This is a genomic window from Mycolicibacterium grossiae, assembly GCF_008329645.1.
GTDB classification, from domain to species: Bacteria; Actinomycetota; Actinomycetes; order Mycobacteriales; family Mycobacteriaceae; genus Mycobacterium; species Mycobacterium grossiae.
On the sequence record NZ_CP043474.1, the window covers coordinates 2465913 to 2482633 of the forward strand.

Sequence of the window (16721 nt, forward strand, 5' to 3'; positions counted from 1 at the left end):
GGTAGCGCTGTGCCTACGTACACGCCGAAGGCGGGTGACACCACGCGGTCGTGGTACGTCATCGACGCCACGGACGTGGTGCTCGGCCGGCTCGCCGTCGAAGCAGCCAAGCTGCTCCGCGGCAAGCACAAGCCGACGTTCACGCCCAATGTCGACGGTGGCGACTTCGTCATCATCGTCAACGCCGAGAAGGTCGCCATCGGTGGCGACAAGCTCACCAAGAAGTTCGCCTACCGCCACTCGGGTTACCCCGGTGGTCTGCGTCGGCGCACGATCGGCGAGCTGCTGCTCAAGCACCCGACCCGCGTCGTCGAGAACGCCATCGTCGGGATGCTGCCGCACACCAAGCTCAGCCGGCAGGTGCAGAAGAAGCTGAAGGTCTACGCGGGCCCGACGCATCCGCACGCCGCGCAGCAGCCGATTCCGTTCGAGATCAAGCAGGTGGCGCAGTGACCGAGATCGACGTGACCGATACCCCCGAGGCCGACGTGACCGAGGCTCCGGCCGAGGTGACCGAGACCTACGCCGACGACGAAGCCGCCGTCCGCGAGCCCGTCTACATCGACCGTCCCATCCAGACCGTCGGCCGCCGCAAGGAGGCCGTGGTGCGGGTGCGCCTGGTGCCCGGCACCGGCAAGTTCGAACTCGACGGCCGTTCGCTGGAGGACTACTTCCCGAACAAGGTGCACCAGCAGCTCATCAAGGCGCCGCTGGTGACCGTCGACCGCGTCGACACGGTGGACATCTACGCCCACCTCGACGGTGGCGGCCCCTCCGGGCAGGCCGGCGCGCTGCGCCTCGCCATCGCGCGTGCACTGATCGTGCTGCAGCCCGAGGACCGTCCGGCGCTGAAGAAGGCCGGCTTCCTCACGCGTGACCCGCGTGCCATCGAGCGCAAGAAGTACGGTCTGAAGAAGGCCCGCAAGGCGCCTCAGTACAGCAAGCGCTGATCTGCACATCGCTGTTCACTCCGAGCAGTGCGCTACCGAATCGTCGGTGGCGCACTGCTCGTGGTGTTTCTAGGAGAGGCACGCATGGCTCGACTGTTCGGCACCGACGGCGTCCGCGGCGTCGCCAACCGGGACCTCACCGCGGAACTCGCGCTGGCGCTGGGATCGGCCGCCGCGCGGCTCGGCACGTCGGGGCGCCCCCGCCGGGTGGCCGTCGTCGGACGGGACCCGCGAGCCAGCGGCGAGATGCTGGAGGCCGCCGTCATCGCCGGCCTCACCAGTGAGGGCGTCGACGCCTTGCGCGTCGGCGTGCTGCCCACCCCGGCCGTCGCGTTCCTGACCCAGGCCTACGACGCCGAGTTCGGCGTGATGATCTCCGCGTCGCACAATCCCATGCCGGACAACGGCATCAAGATCTTCGGCCACGGCGGGCACAAGCTCGACGATGCCACCGAGGACCGCATCGAAGACCTCGTCCGCACCGGTCCCGCGACCCGGCCGGTCGGCGCGGGGATCGGCCGCGTGCTCGACGCGCAGGACGCGCTGGACCGCTACCTGGTCCACGCCGCGAAGGCCGTCACCCACCGTGCCGACGGACTGACCGTCGTGGTCGACTGTGCGCACGGCGCCGCGTCGCATGCCGCGCCGTCGGCCTACCGCGCTGCCGGCGCCCACGTCATCGCGATCAACGCCGAACCCAACGGGCTCAACATCAACGACGGCTGCGGCTCGACGCACATGGAGGTGCTGCAGGAGGCGGTCCGCACCCACGGCGCGGACCTCGGCCTGGCGCACGACGGCGATGCCGACCGCTGCCTGGCGGTCGACGCGGACGGCAACGCCGTCGACGGCGACGCCATCATGGTCATCCTCGCGCTCGCGATGCACGAGGCCGGCGAACTCGTCTCGGACACGCTGGTCGCGACGGTGATGAGCAACCTGGGCCTGCACCTGGCGATGCGGGACGCCGGCATCGTGGTGCGCACGACCAGCGTCGGCGATCGCTACGTGCTCGAGGAGCTGCGGGCCGGCGGATACGCCCTCGGCGGCGAGCAGTCCGGGCATGTCGTGCTGCCCGAATTCGGGACCACCGGCGACGGCATCGTCACGGGTCTGCGGCTGCTGTCCCGGATGGCGCAGACCGGCCGGTCCCTCGCCGACCTCGCCGGGCCGATGCGGACACTGCCGCAGGTGCTCATCAACGTCGCAGTGGCCGACAAGGCGACCGTCGCCGAGGCGCCGTCGGTGCGCACGGCCGTCGCCGATGCGAAGGCCAAGCTCGGTGACAGCGGCCGAATCCTGTTGCGTCCTTCGGGAACCGAGGAAGTCGTGCGGGTCATGGTGGAGGCCGCCGATGAGGACACCGCGCGCCTGGTAGCCGCCCGCGTCGCCGAATCGGTGAGCGAACAAAGCTGACCGCAGGGGAACCGAACGGGGTCGGACTGCGTCCAACCTCTACATGGGACCCTCTGCTCCGCTGCCCGCGCGCGTCGACGTCGCGGTACTGCACGACGTCGCCCACGGGTTCGACGCCGTCGCCGCGTCGGTGACCGCCGCACGGCGGCATCTGGCCGGGCTCGCCTTCGACGGGACCACCGCCGGCCGCGCGCACGCGGCGCGCGGTGACCGCTTCCGCGCGGCGACGGGGATGCTCGACGACGCGCTGCGCCGCTGGTCCGACGATGCGGCGCAGGTGGCGTCCGCGCTGCGCACCTCGGCCGGCCGTTACGCCCGCGCCGACGCCGACGCGGCGCACCGGTTGGGCTGACGGGTGGCCGACGTGACCGGCCGGCTGGCGCAGGGCCAGCCCGGCATCGACAACACCGGCAGCTACCTCGCCGCGTGCCGGAACCTCGGGCACGGCTGCCCGAGCGACGCAGCGCTCCGCGAGTGGTACGACACCGAAGCCGGCATGAATCTGAATGCATTGCAGGCGGATTCGATGGCACTGTCATCGGCCGCCGTCGAGGTGGACGATGCGGTGCGCCGGCAGGGTGTGCTGGCCGATCGGCTGCAGTCCGCGTGGTCGGGTGACGGTGCGGTGGCCGCGCACGACGCGCTGGCCGGGCAGCAGATCGCCGCCACCGCGGTGCGCGACGCCCTGCAGCAGGCCGCCGACGCCGCTGCGACGCTGCGCGAGGAACTGTGGTCGGCCGTGGACGCCAAGGTGGATGCCGTCCTCGACGTCGACGACCGCCCGGCGGGGCGGCGGCAGGAGTGGCTCGACGCGGCGCGGACCGTGACGACCGGGGCCGGCGACCTGGCCGCGGCCAGCGAGCTGGTGGACCAGCAGGTCAAGCCGTTCGTCGACAGCGACGTCGGTGCCGATCTGCTCGCCGAGATGCAGGCGTCGTTCGCGCGGATCGAATCGGCCTTCGACGCGGCGATCGCGCGGCTGGAGTCCGGGCCCGTGGGCGCTCCCGCCGGCGGCGAGACGCCGGGCTTGGGCAGCGCGGCGGGTCTCGGCGGTGGATCCGGTCTCGGTGGTGGTTCCGGTCTCGGAAGCGGGTCGGGGATGGGCGGACTCGGTGGGTTGAGCGGCATCGGGCAGCAGGTCGCCGACGTCATCGGGAGTCTGCTCGGGGCCGGCGGGCAGCCCGGCGCGGGACTCGAGTCGCCCGACCTGGAGGACGTGGAGCCGCCGGACCTGGAGGAGCCGGACCTGGAGGCAACGGTCCACGACGAAGACGACGAGCCCAGCGACGAGGAAGACGAGGACGTGCCCGACGAGGGGGAGGACGCGCCCGACGAGGGGGAGGACGCCCCCGACGAGGGGGAGGACGCGCCCCATGAGCCACCGGCGCCCGACGCCGTCGCCGACCCGCCGCCCGCTCCCGACACCGCCGAAACCCTGCCGCCCACACCGCTTCCCGCGCCGCCGCAGGCTGCCGCGGACGGCGTGCCTGCGGCGCCGACGGCGTGCGAGATCGCGGCCGAGGAGCTACCGCGGGTGGGTCAGTGAGTCAGAGGCACTGATCGCCGCAGGCGAGCGCCACCGCGATGAACGCGTCGCGGTCCGCATCGGAGGTCATGGCGTCCCAGATCAGCATCACCCGGCTGGGCTCGACGTCGTCGATCGGGATCACCCGGACGTCGGGACGGTGATAGAACCGCGTCGTCGACCGCGGCAGCACCGCGAATCCCGCACCGGCAGCGGCCAGTTCGAGCTTCTCCTCGACGGTGGACACCGACGTCGTCGCCGAGGCCCGCCGCTGCGCCGGGGTCGCCACCGCGTACCACTCCGGCACCGTGGCGGGATCCTGCAGCAGACGCCGGTCGGCGAGGTCGGCGAGCCGCAGCGACGTCCGCCCGGCCAGCGGGTCTGCGCTCGAGAGCAGTGCGTCGCGGGGTTCCTCGAGCAGTGCGGAGGCGGCGAGCCCGCGGTGGTCGAACGGCTCGCGCGCATAGACGACGTCGACGTCACCGCGGTGCACGGCCTGCACCTGGTCGCCCCACCCGACCTGCACCACCCGGGCCCGCCGACCCGGCGCGCCGGCTTCGTAGGCGCGCACCGCGGGTGTCGCGAGCAGACCCGGGAGCACACCCACGGTGATCGTGCGCAGCGGCCCGGCCAGGCGGCCGAGTCGCTGCTGCACGCCGGTGGCCTCGGCCAGCAGGAACCGCCCGTCCGCGAGCAATTGCCGGCCCTCGGCGGTCAGCGTGGTGCCGCGCGAGCCGCGGTCGAACAGCGGCACACCGAGTTCCCGCTCGAACGTCCGGATCTGCCGGGACAGGACGGGTTGTGCGATGTGCAGCCGCGCGGCGGCGCGGCCGAAGTGCAGTTCCTCGGCAACCGCGACGAAGTAGCGCAGCTTGCGCAGGTCCAGATCGGCGGCCATACCCACAGGGTATCGCCGAGAGACGGAAAGGGTCTTGGACGGAGGGACGGCCACCGGGCGACGCTGGTGTCATGAGCCTGCAGAACTCCCGCGTCCTCGTCATCGGCGGCACATCCGGCATCGGGCTGGCCGTCGCCCAACTCGCCGCTGAGCGCGGTGCCGTGCCGATCGTCGCATCGCGCAGGCAGGCCAGTGTCGACCGCGCACTCGAGACACTGCCCTCGGGCGCCGTCGGCCTCACCGTCGACCTGCTCGACGACGCGGCGCTCGCGTCGGCCGCCGAGCGCATCGGCGACGTGGACCACGTCGTTTTCACCGCGGGGGATCCGTTGCAGTTCACGCGGCTGTCCGAGCTGTCGGGCGACCGGGTGGCGGCGTTCTTCGGGACCCGCTTCGTGGGGGCCCTGAACGCGGTCCGGACGTTCGCCCCGCACGTCTCTGCTGGCGGGTCGATCACGTTGACGTCCGGAACCGCAGCGCATACACCGGGTTTCGGCGTTCTTCCGGTCAGCGTCTGCGGCGCGATGAACGCCGCGACGACGGCACTGGCCTTCGAACTCGCCCCGATACGCGTCAACGCCGTCGCGCCGGGCGTGGTCCGCACACCGCTGTGGGACGCGCTCGACGCCGACGCACGGGACGAGATGTTCGCCCGAGCGGAGCGGGAGCTGCCGTTGCGCCGCGTCGGTGACGTCACCGACGCAGCGCTGGCCTACGTGTACTGCATGGAGCAGACGTTCGGTACCGGCACCGTTCTCGTGGTCGACGGCGGCACCCTGCTCGTCTAGCGGCCGGAGGTCTGCTGCCTGCCGCGGGACTGGCGCGAGCCACTGCCGCCGCGGCGGCCCTGCGAGCCGCCACCGGCGTTGCCGCCCGGCGCATGTCCGCGACCGGAGCCGTTGCGCGGCCGACCGGAACGACGGGGCCGGTTGCCGGACGGCTGCTGGGCCTTCGGCTCGGCGGGGGTCTCCAGCGCGATGGCGCCGCTGAAGACGCGCTCACCGGGGGCGATCTCCTGCAGCACGGGGTGCGAGGCGCCGCTGAACTTGGTGATGGTCGGCTTGACGCCGGCCTTGCGGGTCAGGGCGCGCACGTCGGAGACCTGGTCGTCGAGCATCAGGGTGACGACGGTGCCGTCCGAGCCGGCACGGGCGGTGCGGCCCGAGCGGTGCAGGTAGGCCTTGTGCTCCACCGGCGGATCGGCGTGCACGACGAGGTTGACGTCGTCGACGTGGATGCCGCGCGCGGCGATGTCGGTGGCCACCAGCACCGCGGCGGTGCCGTCGGAGAAGGCGCCGAGGTTGCGCGTCCGGGCGTTCTGCGACAGGTTGCCGTGCAGCTCGACGGCGGGCACGCCGCGCGAATTGAGCTTGCGTGCAAGGCCCTTGGCGCCGTACTTGGTGCGGGCGAACACGATGGTGCGGCCCGGCGACGCGGCGAGGTCGGCGAGGACGTCGAAGCGCGCGGCACCGTCGACGTGCAGCACGTGGTGCACCATGGCGGCGACCGGCGACTGCTCGGAGTCGACGCTGTGCACGATCGGGTCGTGCAGGTACCGCTTGACGAGGACGTCGACGCCGCCGTCGAGGGTGGCGGAGAACAGCAGTCGCTGGCAGTCGCGCGGGGTGCGGTCGAGCAGACGCTTGACCGGCGGCAGGAAGCCGAGGTCGGCCATGTGGTCGGCCTCGTCGAGCACGGTGATCTCGACGGCCGAGAGGTCGGCGTGGCCGGACTGCACGTGGTCCTCGAGCCGGCCGGGGCAGGCGATCACGACGTCGACGCCCCTGCGCAGCTTGTCGATCTGCGGCTGGGCGCCCACCCCGCCGAACACCGTGACCGACGACAGGCCGGTGGCCGCAGCCAGCGGGGCGAGCGACGCCTCGATCTGGGTGGCGAGTTCACGGGTGGGGGCGAGGATCAGTGCGCGCGGCTTGCGCGACACCGGCGTGCGGCGGTTGGCGGACAGCCGCGCGACGACCGGCAGCAGGAAGGCGTAGGTCTTGCCGGAGCCGGTACGGCCGCGGCCCAGCACGTCACGGCCGGCGAGCGAGTCGGGCAGCGTGGCGGCCTGGATGGGGAACGCTTGCTCGATGCCCTTGGCAGCGAGCGCGGAAGTGACGGCCTCGGGCAGCCCGAGGTCGGCGAATGAAGGCATGAAGTGATTCGACTTTCGAAGTTCGCGTGGTCGTTCTGCCCGGCGCGGGCTTCTCCCGCGGCGCTCGGTATGAACGAGAAAGAAGCGGCAAGAGGCAGAACAGACGTTGCCGCTGTGACCACTGTAACGGAGACCCTGGCCGCGCCCCAAAGCAAGGAGACCAGCGTCACCTTCGACCGCTAGTGGGCCAGCGCAACCAGTTCCTCGACGTAGCGCCGCTGTTCGTCGGCGTCGACGCCCATCGGATGCACCAGCATCGTCGTCACGCCCGCCGCGGCGAAGGCCGCGAGGCGTTCTGCGACGAAGCCGCGCGGTCCGACCAGCGAGACGCTACGCACCAGGTCGTCCGGCACGGCGTCGATCGCCTCGGCCTTCTTGCCGGCGAGGTAGAGATCCTGGATGCGGTCGGCGACCTCGCCGTAGCCGTACCGGGTGGCCAGGCTGTGGTAGAAGTTCTTGCCGCGCGCGCCCATGCCGCCGATGTACAGCGCCAGTTGGGGTTTGGCCCACGCCAGCCGGTCGTCGACGTCGTCGCCGATGGCCAGGGTCGCCGACACGAACACCTCGAGCGGGCCCAGGGCGGGGTCGCGCTTGGCGGAGCCGGCGCGCAGCGCGTCGCCCCACACCTCGTCGGCCTTCTCCGGCAGGAAGAACACCGGCTGCCAGCCCTCGGCGATCTCCGCGGTCAGTTGCACGTTCTTGGGCCCCAGCGCGGCGATGGTGATCGGAATGCGTTCGCGCACCGGATGATTGATGAGGTGCAGCGACTTGCCGAGCCCGGTGCCGCGGTCGGCGGGCAGCGGCACCTGGTAGTGCTTGCCTGCGAAGTCGAGGTTCTCCCGCCGCCACACCCGGCGGCAGATGTCGACGACCTCGCGGGTCCGGCCCAGCGGCGCGTCGAAGGGGACACCGTGGAAACCCTCCACCACCTGCGGCCCCGACGTCCCCAGCCCGAGACGGAACCGGCCGTCGGACACGTAGTCGAGCCCGGCGGCCGTCATCGCCATCAGGGCGGGGGTCCGGGTGTAGATCGGCACGACGCCGGAGGCGAGTTCGATCGTGGAGGTCTTGGCCGCCAGGTAGCCGAGCTGGCTGACGGCGTCGTAGGAGTAGGCCTCGGCGACCAGGGCGATGCGACGCCGGCCTTCTCGAACTCGACGACCTGGTCGGCGGCCTCACGGAAACCGCCCGCGTAGCTGAGGAAGATGCCGGTGCGCATGGAAGTGTTATAGCACGGCTGATCAACCAGTTGGTTGGGCGCTGGGGCGCCCGTCACGGCTTGAGGAGCGCGACCACCTTGTTCTCCAGCGCGACGGGATCGTCGGCGAAGGGGTCGAGGATCTCGGTCCTGGGCAGCACGGCGTCGGGGTCGGCGAAGTCGCGGTAGGTCTTGTCGCCGGCCAGCTCGTGCAGCAAGTACCCCGTGAGCAGCGCGCGGACGATCCTCTGCGTCCCGCGGTGCGCGCCGGGCAATCCGACGACGCGGCCCAGCCGGCGTCCCTCGATGAGCCCGCCGGCCTTGACCTTCGTCACCGCGCGCAGCGTGGCGGGCCGCCACACCCGGGCGAGTTCGACGGCGTTGGACCGCAGCGACGCCGGGTCGCCGGGGTCGGACAGGATGAGGCCGGGCACCTGCAGGCCGGCGGCGGGCCGGATGGCCGGGGGACTGCTCACCGACGGGAACAGTGCGGCGACGGCCCGGACCCGGTCGGGCATCCCGGCCGCGGCGAAGACGGCGGCCGATCCGCCGAAGCCGTGACCAGCGACGCCGAGTTTGGTGGGGTGCACGCTGATCTTGCCGGTGCCCAGGCGCACGCCGGAGGCGACGTCGAGCGCGCTTCCCAGGTCGAACGCCAGGTTGAGCACCGAGGGCGCGACGCCCTGTTCGGTGGTTGGCGCCGCCGCGACGATGCCCCAGGACGCCAGGTGCTCCAGCAGGCCGGAATACCGGCCGCCGTGCGCCAGCCAGTCGTGCCCGAACGCGACGGCGGGCAGGTTCATGCCGCTCTCCGGGGTGTACAGCACACCGGGCAGACCCGCGAAGGCCAGGTCACCGCGCAGGACGCGGTGCGGGCCGCGCTTGGTCAAGGAAGCGAACAGCTTCTTGGTCTTGGCCACGCGATGAACCTATCCCACGGCCGGGGTCGAGAGCTGCCGAGTGCGCTCACGTGCAGGAGTCGGGCGAGACGCGGTGCCTGCACTACCCTTGAGCGCGTGTGTGGAATCGTCGGCTACGTCGGGCAGCGCCCTGCCCGCGACATCGTCGTCGACGCGCTGCGCCGGATGGAGTACCGCGGCTACGACTCGTCGGGCGTCGCCCTGCTGGACGGCCATGGCGGACTGACCGTCGAGCGGCGCGCCGGACGACTGGCCAACCTGGAGGAGACCCTCGCCGCGGCGGACGCCGACGCGCTGGTCGGCAGCACCGGCGTAGGGCACACCCGCTGGGCCACCCACGGCAGGCCGACCGACCGCAATGCGCATCCGCACCGCGACGCGGCGGGCAAGATCGCGGTGGTTCACAACGGCATCATCGAGAACTTCGCGGCGCTGCGCGCCGAGCTGGAGGCCACCGGCGTCGAGTTCGCCAGTGACACCGACACCGAGGTGGCGGTGCACTTGGTGTCCTGGCAGTACCACCACGGCCCGTGCGCGGGTGATTTCGTCGGCTCGGTGATGGCGGTGCTGCCGCGGCTGGAGGGCCACTTCACGCTGGTGTTCGCCAACGCCGAGGATCCCGGCACGATCGTCGCCGCGCGGCGCTCCACGCCGCTGGTGGTCGGTGTCGGTGACGGTGAGATGTTCATCGGCTCGGACGTCGCGGCGTTCATCGAGCACACCCGCGAGGCGGTGGAACTCGGTCAGGATCAGGCCGTGGTGATCACCGCCGAGGGCTATCGGATCACCGACTTCGCCGGCAACGACGCCTCCGATCGTGCCCGCCCGTTCCACATCGACTGGGACCTCTCGGCCGCCGAGAAGGGCGGCTTCGAGTACTTCATGCTCAAGGAGATCGCCGAGCAGCCGACGGCGGTGGCCGACACCCTGCTGGGTCACTTCGCCGACGGGCGCATCGTGCTCGACGAGCAGCGCCTCTCCGATCAGGAGCTGCGCGAGATCGACAAGGTGTTCATCGTCGCGTGCGGCACGGCGTATCACTCCGGGTTGTTGGCCAAGTACGCCATCGAGCACTGGACGCGGCTGCCGGTGGAGGTCGAGCTGGCCAGCGAGTTCCGCTACCGCGACCCGGTGCTGGACCGCAGCACGCTGGTGATCGCCATCAGCCAGTCCGGCGAGACCGCCGACACCTTGGAGGCCGTGCGGCACGCCAAGGAGCAGAAGGCCAAGGTGTTGGCGATCTGCAACACCAACGGCAGCCAGATCCCGCGCGAGGCCGACGCGGTGCTCTACACCCGCGCCGGGCCGGAGATCGGCGTGGCGTCGACCAAGACGTTCCTCGCGCAGGTCGCGGCGAACTACCTGGTGGGTTTGGCGTTGGCGCAGGCGCGGGGCACCAAGTACCCCGACGAGGTGGCCCGCGAGTACCACGAGCTGGAGTCGATGTCGGGCCGCGTCGAGCAGGTGCTGGGGTGCATGGGCCCGGTGACCGACCTGGCGCACCGCTTCGCCTCGTCGTCGACGGTGCTGTTCCTGGGCCGTCACGTCGGCTACCCGGTGGCACTGGAGGGTGCGCTCAAGCTCAAGGAGTTGGCGTACATGCACGCCGAGGGCTTCGCGGCCGGTGAACTCAAGCACGGCCCGATCGCGCTCATCGAGGACGACCTGCCGGTGATCGTCGTGATGCCCTCGCCCAAGAACGCCGCGACGCTGCACTCCAAGCTGCTGAGCAACATCCGCGAGATCCAGGCCCGCGGCGCGGTCACGATCGTCATCGCCGAGGAGGGCGACGACACCGTCGCGCCCTACGCCGATCACCTCATCGAGATCCCCGCGGTCTCCACGCTGTTCCAGCCGCTGCTGTCGACGATCCCGCTGCAGGTGTTCGCCGCCGGCGTCGCCCAAGCCCGCGGCTACGACGTCGACAAACCCCGCAACCTCGCCAAATCCGTCACCGTCGAGTAGCGCCTCACAGCGCCTGGATGTGACGTTCGGTCGCGGCCTCGGCGGCCCGGGCGAAGCCGGCCAGCGCGGCCAGTGCGTCGTCGTCGAACTCTGAGAGCAGTGCTGCGAGTTCGGCATTGAGTGGCTCGTACAGCGAGCCGATCCGGTCGATGCCGTCGCCGGCCGGAGTGATGACCACCCGGCGGCGGTCGCGCGGGTCGGGGTTGCGGGTGATGTAACCCGCGGCGAGCAACCGGTCGAGCATTCGAGAGGTCGCGCCGCTGGTCAAATTGATGCGTCGGGCCAGTTCGCTCGGTGACGAGGGGCCGAACCGGCTCAGCACGTAGAGACAGTGCGTCTCGGTCGGCGTCACGCCGAGTGACCGCGCCACCAGATCGTTGAACTGCGCCACCAGCACCTGCCAACCCGCCAACGCCTCGATCGCATCGCGCCTCGCGTCCCGTCCGCCCACCGGCCACCCTTTGACTGCTTCAGTAAGTATCTGCATGATGCAGATACTTACTCGTGCACTGATGAAGGGGAGGCTACATGCCCGACTTCACCGGTTCCCGCATCGACCACCTGAACATCGCCGTGCCGGACCTCGACCGGTCGGTCGCCTTCTACGAACCCGTGCTGGCCACCCTCGGCATCGACAGGTTGCTCGAGGTACCGGCCGACCCCCACGCCGACCAGCTGCCCATGGTGGCCTTCGGCGTCCATCCCAAGCCGTTCTTCTGGCTCGTGGCCGACGGTCGGGTCGGGAGCGGCATGCACCTGGCGTTCACAGCGCCGGATCGGGCGACGGTCCAGACGTTCTACGACGCCGCGCTGCGGCACGGTGCCCGGGGAAAGCTGGCGCCTGCCGTACATCCCGAGTATCACGACGACTACTACGGCGCCTTCGTCCTCGATCCCGACGGCGTCGACCTGGAAGCGGTGTGCCACCGCGCGGTGTGAGGCGGTCAGGACAGGTGTGCCGCCAGGAATGGGCGCATCAGGGCCACCACGGCGTCGAGCTGGCTCTCCAGCAGGAAGTGTCCGCCGTCGAGCAGGTTGATCTGGGCGTTCGGGAGGTCGCGGGCGAACGCCAGCGCGCCGTCGGGCCCGAAGATCTCATCGCCGCGGCCCCACACCGCGAGCAGTGGCACGCCGGACGTGCGGAAGTACTCGTGCACGGTGGGGTAAAGGTCGACGTTGGAGGAGTAGTCGGCGAACAGTTCGAGCTGGGCGGCGACGCGCTCCGGCGTCGACGCGACCGCGGCGTTGGCGTTGACCCACGCGTCGGGGTCAACGACCGTCGGGTCCGAAACCCCGTGCGTAAACTGCCATTTGAGCCCCTCGGGGCTGATGAGGTCGCGCAGCGCCGCGGCGTTGGCCTCGGTGCGGTCGCGGCCGTAGGCGAACAGCGGTTCCATCGCGTCGCCGACGAAGCCCTCGACGTAGGCATTGCCGTTCTGCGTGACGATGGCGGCGATGCGCTCGGGATGGCGCAGCGCCAGTCGCCAGCCCACCGGTGCGCCGTAGTCCTGCACATAGAGCGCGTAACGGTCGGCGCCGAGCTGCTCGAGTAGCGCGTCGACGTGATCGGCCAGCGTGTCGAAGGTGTAGTCGAACTCGTCGGTACCCGGCACGTCGGAGTGACCGAAGCCCGGGTAGTCCGGCGCGATGACCCGGTAGCGGTCGGCGAGCGCCGGAACGAGGTGGCGGTACATGTGCGAGCTGGCCGGAGTGCCGTGCAGGAGGACGACCGTCGGCGCCGTCGGTGAGCCGGCCTCGCGGTAGAACATCCGGCGCCCCAGCACCTCGGCGTAGCGGTGGTGAACGGTCATCTCTAACTCCTTCGAGTGGGCGATGTGGTTAGTCCAGAGTCAACGCCCATGTGCCTAACCTGTCAAGTGGTCTATGGTGGTTAGCATGACCGCAGGCATCCCGGACGACGTCGACGTGCTGGTGGCCCTGCTGAACACCACGCCCGTGGTGGACGGCCGGGCGACGGAGACGCTCGACGGCGCGTGGCTACGCGCGCACGGTGGTGCCGAACTGGGCGTCGGCGCCGCGCGCCGGCTCCGCGACGCGCTGCAGCAGGTGGTGCGCGGCGAGGCGGTGCCCACCTCACTCGGCGACTACCTCGACGGCGTCGTGCAGCGCCCCGCACTGAGCAGTGACGGCGTGCAGTGGCGGTTGGACGCCGGCTGGGCGGCCCACATGGTGCTCGCGTGGGGCGAGCTGGCTGCCACCCAGCCCGGTCGGCTACGGCCGTGCGCCAACGACGAATGCCACCTCTTCCTGCTCGACCGCAGCCGCGCCGGCACCGCGCGATGGTGCTCCATGGAGGTCTGCGGCAATCGGATGAAGGCGCGCCGGCACTACGGCCGCACCGCCTCGCGCACCTGACCGACGGGGTTTCAGTCGTCGGCGACGGGGCATGCCACCCCGGTACCGCCGACCCGAGAGGAACCGCATGCCCGCCTCCACCAGCCGCAGCCGCGTCGAGGAGAGCCTGAACGACGTCGCCTTCCCCGCCGACAAGGACGCACTGCTCGCCGCGGCCGACCGCAACGGCGCCGACCAGGACACCCTGGGAGCGCTACGTGCCATCCCCGCCGAGGAGTACCAGAACGTCGACGAGGTGCTGGCCTCGGTAACCCACGACGACGGGCTCAGCGAGGCGGAGAAGGCGCAGGCGGGCACGCTCCCCGACAAGACCGGGCTGGCGCAGAGCGGCAAGGACCTGCCGCCGGTGAACCCGATCGTCGAGGAACTGGGCGAGAACCGCGGCAGCTGAGCTGTGAGTTTCCCCGTCGGCCACCGCCGGCGTGCCGCGGCATGGAATCCTGGGCGGGATGCGGCACTACTACGGCGCTGACGCCATCCGCGACGCCGAGGCGCCGCTGCTGGCCGCCCTACCCGACGGTGCCCTCATGCGGCGTGCCGCCTACGGCCTAGCCGTCGCGATCGCCCGGGAACTCGGGCGGATCGCCGGAGCGCACGTGTGCGCCGTGGTCGGCTCGGGTGACAACGGTGGCGACGCCCTGTGGGCCGCCACGTTCCTGCGTCGGCGCGGAGCGGCGGCCACCGCCGTCCTGCTGAATCCGGACCGCGTGCACGGCGCCGCCCTCGCCGCCTTCCGGCGGGCCGGTGGGCGCATCGTCGAGAACGTCCCCGCGGCAACGCAACTCGTCGTCGACGGCGTCGTGGGCATCTCCGCGAGCGGGCCGTTGCGGCCCGGCGCCGCCGAGCTGTTCGCCGACGTCGCCGAACGCGGCATCCCCGTCGTGGCCGTCGACCTGCCGAGCGGCCTGGACGTTCACACCGGCGTCGCGGACGGCCCGCACGTCGAAGCGACGTTGACGGTGACCTTCGGCGGCTACAAGCCGGTGCACGCGCTGGGCGAGTGCGGCCGCGTGGAACTCATCGACATCGGGCTCGACCTCCCGGATGCCGACGTGCGGTCGCTAGAGGCGCCGGACGCGGCGGCGCGGTGGCCCATCCCGGGTGCCCGTGACGACAAGTACAGCCAGGGCGTCACCGGCATCCTCGCGGGCTCGGCCACCTATCCCGGTGCGGCCATCCTCTGCACCGGTGCGGCGGTCGCCGCGACGTCCGGCATGGTCCGCTATGCCGGAACTGCAGCGGCGGAGGTGGTTTCGCACTGGCCCGAGGTGATCGCGACCCCGTCGGTGCAGGACGCGGGACGCGTGCAGGCCTGGGTGGTCGGCCCCGGCATCGGCACCGACGAGACCGGCGCGGCTGCCCTGTCATTCGTGCTGGGCACGGATCTGCCGGTCATCGTCGACGCCGACGCGCTCACCATCCTGTCCGCCCATCCCGTCCTCGTCGCGAACCGGTCAGCACCCACCGTGCTCACCCCGCACGCCGGCGAATTCGCCCGGCTCGCCGGACATCCGCCCGGCGACGACCGCGTCGGCGCGACCCGCTCACTGGCCGACGCGTTCGGCGCCACCGTGCTGCTGAAGGGCAACGTGACGGTCATCGCCGAGCCGGGCGGCGGCACGGTGTACGTCAACCGGGCCGGGCAGTCCTGGGCCGCCACGGCCGGATCCGGCGACGTGCTGTCCGGCATGATCGGCAGCCTGCTCGCGGCGGGTCTGCCGCCCGGTGAGGCCGCGGCGACGGCGGCGTTCGTGCACGCTCGCGCCGCCGGGCTGGCCGCCGCCGATCCCGGTCCGGCTGCGGCGCCCACGTCGGCGTCGCGCATCCTGCACCACATCCGATCCGCCGTCGCCCACCTCCAGGAGCCATAGATGCCGCACGTCAACCACCCGTCGCCGTCGATCAGCCCGGCCTACACCGGCAGGGTGTTCAACGCCCCGGTGCCGTCGCTGCGGCTGCCGGACGAACCGATGGAACCCGCGGCGGCCTACCGGTTCATCCACGACGAGCTGATGCTGGACGGCAGTTCGCGGCTCAACCTCGCCACCTTCGTCACCACGTGGATGGATCCCGAGGCCGAGAAGTTGATGGCCGAGACCTTCGACAAGAACATGATCGACAAGGACGAGTACCCGGCGACGGCGGCCATCGAGCAGCGCTGCGTCTGCATGGTGGCCGATCTCTTCCACGCCGAGAACCTGCGCGACGACGATCCATCGAGCGCCGTGGGCGTCTCCACCATCGGCTCCAGGGAGGCCGTCATGCTCGGCGGCCTCGCCCTGAAGTGGCGGTGGAAGGAACGCGTCGGCGGCACCGACGGCAACGGCTGGAAGTCCCGCACGCCGAACCTGGTGATGGGGTCCAACGTGCAGGTGGTGTGGGAGAAGTTCTGCCGGTACTTCGAGGTGGAACCGCGCTACCTGCCGATGGCCGAGGGCCGCTACACCATCACCCCGGAGCAGGTACTCGAGCACGTCGACGAGGACACCATCGGAGTCGTCGCGATCCTGGGCACCACCTACACCGGCGAACTCGAGCCGATCGCCGAGATCTGCGCGGCGCTCGACCGCCTCGCCGCCGACAAGGGCCTCGACGTGCCGGTGCACGTCGACGCGGCGAGTGGCGGCTTCGTGGTGCCGTTTTTGCACCCCGACGTCACCTGGGACTTCCGATTGCCGCGCGTGGCGTCGATCAACGTCAGCGGCCACAAGTACGGCCTGACCTACCCGGGCATCGGTTTCGTGGTGTGGCGCAACGCCGACTGCCTGCCCGAGGACCTGGTGTTCCGGGTCAACTACCTCGGCGGTGACATGCCGACGTTCACGCTGAACTTCTCCCGGCCCGGCAACCAGGTGGTGGGGCAGTACTACAACTTCCTGCGCATGGGCCGCGCCGGCTACGGGCAGGTCATGGGTTGTCTGTCGTCCACGGCGCGCTGGCTGGCCGACGAACTGGAGAAGAGCAGCCACTTCGAGGTGATCTCCGACGGCTCGGCCATTCCGGTGGTGGCGTTCCGGCTGAGCGGAGACAGGCCCGACGGCTGGGGCTACACCGAGTTCGACATCTCCGCCGGCCTGCGCACCTACGGCTGGCAGGTGCCCGCCTACACCATGCCCGAGGGCGCCGAGAACGTCTCGGTGCTGCGCGTGGTGGTGCGCGAGGGCTTCTCCGCCGACCTCGCGCGGTCGCTGCGCGACGACCTGATCGAGGTGCTCGGCCGGCTGGACAAGATCCAGCCGCAGGGCACGTTCGACGACGTGCAGCACTTCGCCCACTAGTCGCGCCCCGGCGCCGCCGCGCGGGGGTGGGATACTCGAC

The 16721-nt window shown here is 71.2% G+C and carries 17 protein-coding genes and 1 pseudogene; 12 read left to right on the forward strand and 6 right to left on the reverse strand.

Annotated features, from left to right (window positions below):
* The first annotated feature begins 9 nt into the window (after positions 1–9).
* From rplM to FZ046_RS11785, 5 genes are all read left to right on the forward strand, one after another.
* Complete coding sequence (gene rplM, locus FZ046_RS11765) at positions 10–453, forward strand: 50S ribosomal protein L13 (RefSeq protein WP_070355986.1); 444 nt, start codon at positions 10–12, stop codon at positions 451–453.
* A 35-nt stretch (positions 454–488) separates the two neighbouring features.
* Positions 489–950, forward strand: coding sequence for a 30S ribosomal protein S9 (rpsI, locus tag FZ046_RS11770; protein ID WP_456093939.1), 462 nt, complete (start codon positions 489–491; stop codon positions 948–950).
* Between the two features lie 84 nt (positions 951–1034).
* Positions 1035–2366: a phosphoglucosamine mutase gene (gene glmM, locus FZ046_RS11775; protein ID WP_070355993.1), complete on the forward strand. Its 1332-nt coding sequence runs from the start codon at positions 1035–1037 to the stop codon at positions 2364–2366.
* A 43-nt stretch (positions 2367–2409) separates the two neighbouring features.
* Entirely contained in the window at positions 2410–2718 is a 309-nt protein-coding gene (locus FZ046_RS11780; RefSeq protein WP_070355984.1) for a type VII secretion target, read from the forward strand.
* 3 nt (positions 2719–2721) lie between these two features.
* A complete protein-coding gene (locus tag FZ046_RS11785; protein WP_070355983.1) occupies positions 2722–3912 on the forward strand; it encodes a hypothetical protein in 1191 nt (396 codons plus the stop codon).
* Position 3913: 1 nt separating this feature from the next.
* Here FZ046_RS11785 and FZ046_RS11790 read toward each other — a convergent pair whose 3' ends face one another.
* A complete protein-coding gene (locus FZ046_RS11790; RefSeq protein WP_070355982.1) occupies positions 3914–4789 on the reverse strand; it encodes a LysR family transcriptional regulator in 876 nt (291 codons plus the stop codon).
* A gap of 71 nt (positions 4790–4860) precedes the next feature.
* Between FZ046_RS11790 and FZ046_RS11795 the strand changes: the two genes are divergently transcribed.
* Positions 4861–5577, forward strand: coding sequence for an SDR family oxidoreductase (locus tag FZ046_RS11795; protein ID WP_070355981.1), 717 nt, complete (start codon positions 4861–4863; stop codon positions 5575–5577).
* Here the strand turns inward: FZ046_RS11795 and FZ046_RS11800 are convergent.
* From FZ046_RS11800 to FZ046_RS11810, 3 genes and pseudogenes are all read right to left on the reverse strand, one after another.
* On the reverse strand, positions 5574–6944 hold the full coding sequence (locus tag FZ046_RS11800) for a DEAD/DEAH box helicase (protein ID WP_070355980.1): 1371 nt from the start codon (positions 6942–6944) through the stop codon (positions 5574–5576). The two genes, FZ046_RS11795 and FZ046_RS11800, sit on opposite strands and share 4 nt — an antisense overlap.
* A 179-nt stretch (positions 6945–7123) precedes the next feature.
* Positions 7124–8163, reverse strand: a pseudogene (locus FZ046_RS11805) (LLM class F420-dependent oxidoreductase).
* A 53-nt stretch (positions 8164–8216) separates the two neighbouring features.
* Complete coding sequence (locus tag FZ046_RS11810) at positions 8217–9062, reverse strand: dienelactone hydrolase family protein (RefSeq protein ID WP_070355979.1); 846 nt, start codon at positions 9060–9062, stop codon at positions 8217–8219.
* Between the two features lie 96 nt (positions 9063–9158).
* On the opposite strand from FZ046_RS11810, the gene glmS reads away from it, so the two are divergent.
* On the forward strand, positions 9159–11027 hold the full coding sequence (gene glmS / locus FZ046_RS11815) for a glutamine--fructose-6-phosphate transaminase (isomerizing) (RefSeq protein WP_149484249.1): 1869 nt from the start codon (positions 9159–9161) through the stop codon (positions 11025–11027).
* Between the two features lie 4 nt (positions 11028–11031).
* On the opposite strand, the gene FZ046_RS11820 is transcribed toward glmS, so the two are convergent.
* The gene (locus tag FZ046_RS11820; RefSeq protein ID WP_070356482.1) at positions 11032–11478 is read right to left on the reverse strand and encodes a MarR family transcriptional regulator; all 447 of its coding nucleotides are present in this window, start codon (positions 11476–11478) and stop codon (positions 11032–11034) included.
* A 77-nt stretch (positions 11479–11555) separates the two neighbouring features.
* On the opposite strand from FZ046_RS11820, the gene FZ046_RS11825 reads away from it, so the two are divergent.
* Entirely contained in the window at positions 11556–11966 is a 411-nt protein-coding gene (locus FZ046_RS11825; RefSeq protein WP_070356481.1) for a VOC family protein, read from the forward strand.
* A gap of 5 nt (positions 11967–11971) precedes the next feature.
* Here the strand turns inward: FZ046_RS11825 and FZ046_RS11830 are convergent, their stop codons facing one another.
* The gene (locus FZ046_RS11830; RefSeq protein ID WP_070356480.1) at positions 11972–12838 is read right to left on the reverse strand and encodes an alpha/beta fold hydrolase; all 867 of its coding nucleotides are present in this window, start codon (positions 12836–12838) and stop codon (positions 11972–11974) included.
* A gap of 85 nt (positions 12839–12923) precedes the next feature.
* On the opposite strand from FZ046_RS11830, the gene FZ046_RS11835 reads away from it, so the two are divergent.
* The 4 genes from FZ046_RS11835 to FZ046_RS11850 all read left to right on the forward strand — a co-directional run bounded on the left by FZ046_RS11835 (position 12924) and on the right by FZ046_RS11850 (position 16681).
* Positions 12924–13403: a CGNR zinc finger domain-containing protein gene (locus tag FZ046_RS11835; RefSeq protein WP_070356479.1), complete on the forward strand. Its 480-nt coding sequence runs from the start codon at positions 12924–12926 to the stop codon at positions 13401–13403.
* 67 nt (positions 13404–13470) lie between these two features.
* On the forward strand, positions 13471–13794 hold the full coding sequence (locus FZ046_RS11840) for a DUF2795 domain-containing protein (RefSeq protein WP_070356478.1): 324 nt from the start codon (positions 13471–13473) through the stop codon (positions 13792–13794).
* A gap of 58 nt (positions 13795–13852) precedes the next feature.
* Positions 13853–15274: an NAD(P)H-hydrate dehydratase gene (locus FZ046_RS11845; RefSeq protein WP_070356477.1), complete on the forward strand. Its 1422-nt coding sequence runs from the start codon at positions 13853–13855 to the stop codon at positions 15272–15274.
* Positions 15275–16681 (forward strand): glutamate decarboxylase, encoded by a 1407-nt coding sequence (locus tag FZ046_RS11850; RefSeq protein ID WP_070356476.1) that lies wholly within the window; start codon positions 15275–15277, stop codon positions 16679–16681.
* The last annotated feature ends 40 nt before the right edge of the window (positions 16682–16721 follow it).

Excerpts from the sequence above, each read along its gene's own strand:
- glmM (WP_070355993.1), top strand. The coding sequence starts at position 1,035 with ATGGCTCGACTGTTCGGCACCGACGGCGTCCGCGGCGTCGCCAACCGG.
- FZ046_RS11780 (WP_070355984.1), top strand. The coding sequence starts at position 2,410 with ATGGGACCCTCTGCTCCGCTGCCCGCGCGCGTCGACGTCGCGGTACTG.
- FZ046_RS11790 (WP_070355982.1), bottom strand. The coding sequence starts at position 4,789 with ATGGCCGCCGATCTGGACCTGCGCAAGCTGCGCTACTTCGTCGCGGTT.
- FZ046_RS11795 (WP_070355981.1), top strand. The coding sequence starts at position 4,861 with ATGAGCCTGCAGAACTCCCGCGTCCTCGTCATCGGCGGCACATCCGGC.
- FZ046_RS11800 (WP_070355980.1), bottom strand. The coding sequence starts at position 6,944 with ATGCCTTCATTCGCCGACCTCGGGCTGCCCGAGGCCGTCACTTCCGCG.
- FZ046_RS11825 (WP_070356481.1), top strand. The coding sequence starts at position 11,556 with ATGCCCGACTTCACCGGTTCCCGCATCGACCACCTGAACATCGCCGTG.
- FZ046_RS11830 (WP_070356480.1), bottom strand. The coding sequence starts at position 12,838 with ATGACCGTTCACCACCGCTACGCCGAGGTGCTGGGGCGCCGGATGTTC.
- FZ046_RS11835 (WP_070356479.1), top strand. The coding sequence starts at position 12,924 with ATGACCGCAGGCATCCCGGACGACGTCGACGTGCTGGTGGCCCTGCTG.
- FZ046_RS11840 (WP_070356478.1), top strand. The coding sequence starts at position 13,471 with ATGCCCGCCTCCACCAGCCGCAGCCGCGTCGAGGAGAGCCTGAACGAC.
- FZ046_RS11845 (WP_070356477.1), top strand. The coding sequence starts at position 13,853 with ATGCGGCACTACTACGGCGCTGACGCCATCCGCGACGCCGAGGCGCCG.
- FZ046_RS11850 (WP_070356476.1), top strand. The coding sequence starts at position 15,275 with ATGCCGCACGTCAACCACCCGTCGCCGTCGATCAGCCCGGCCTACACC.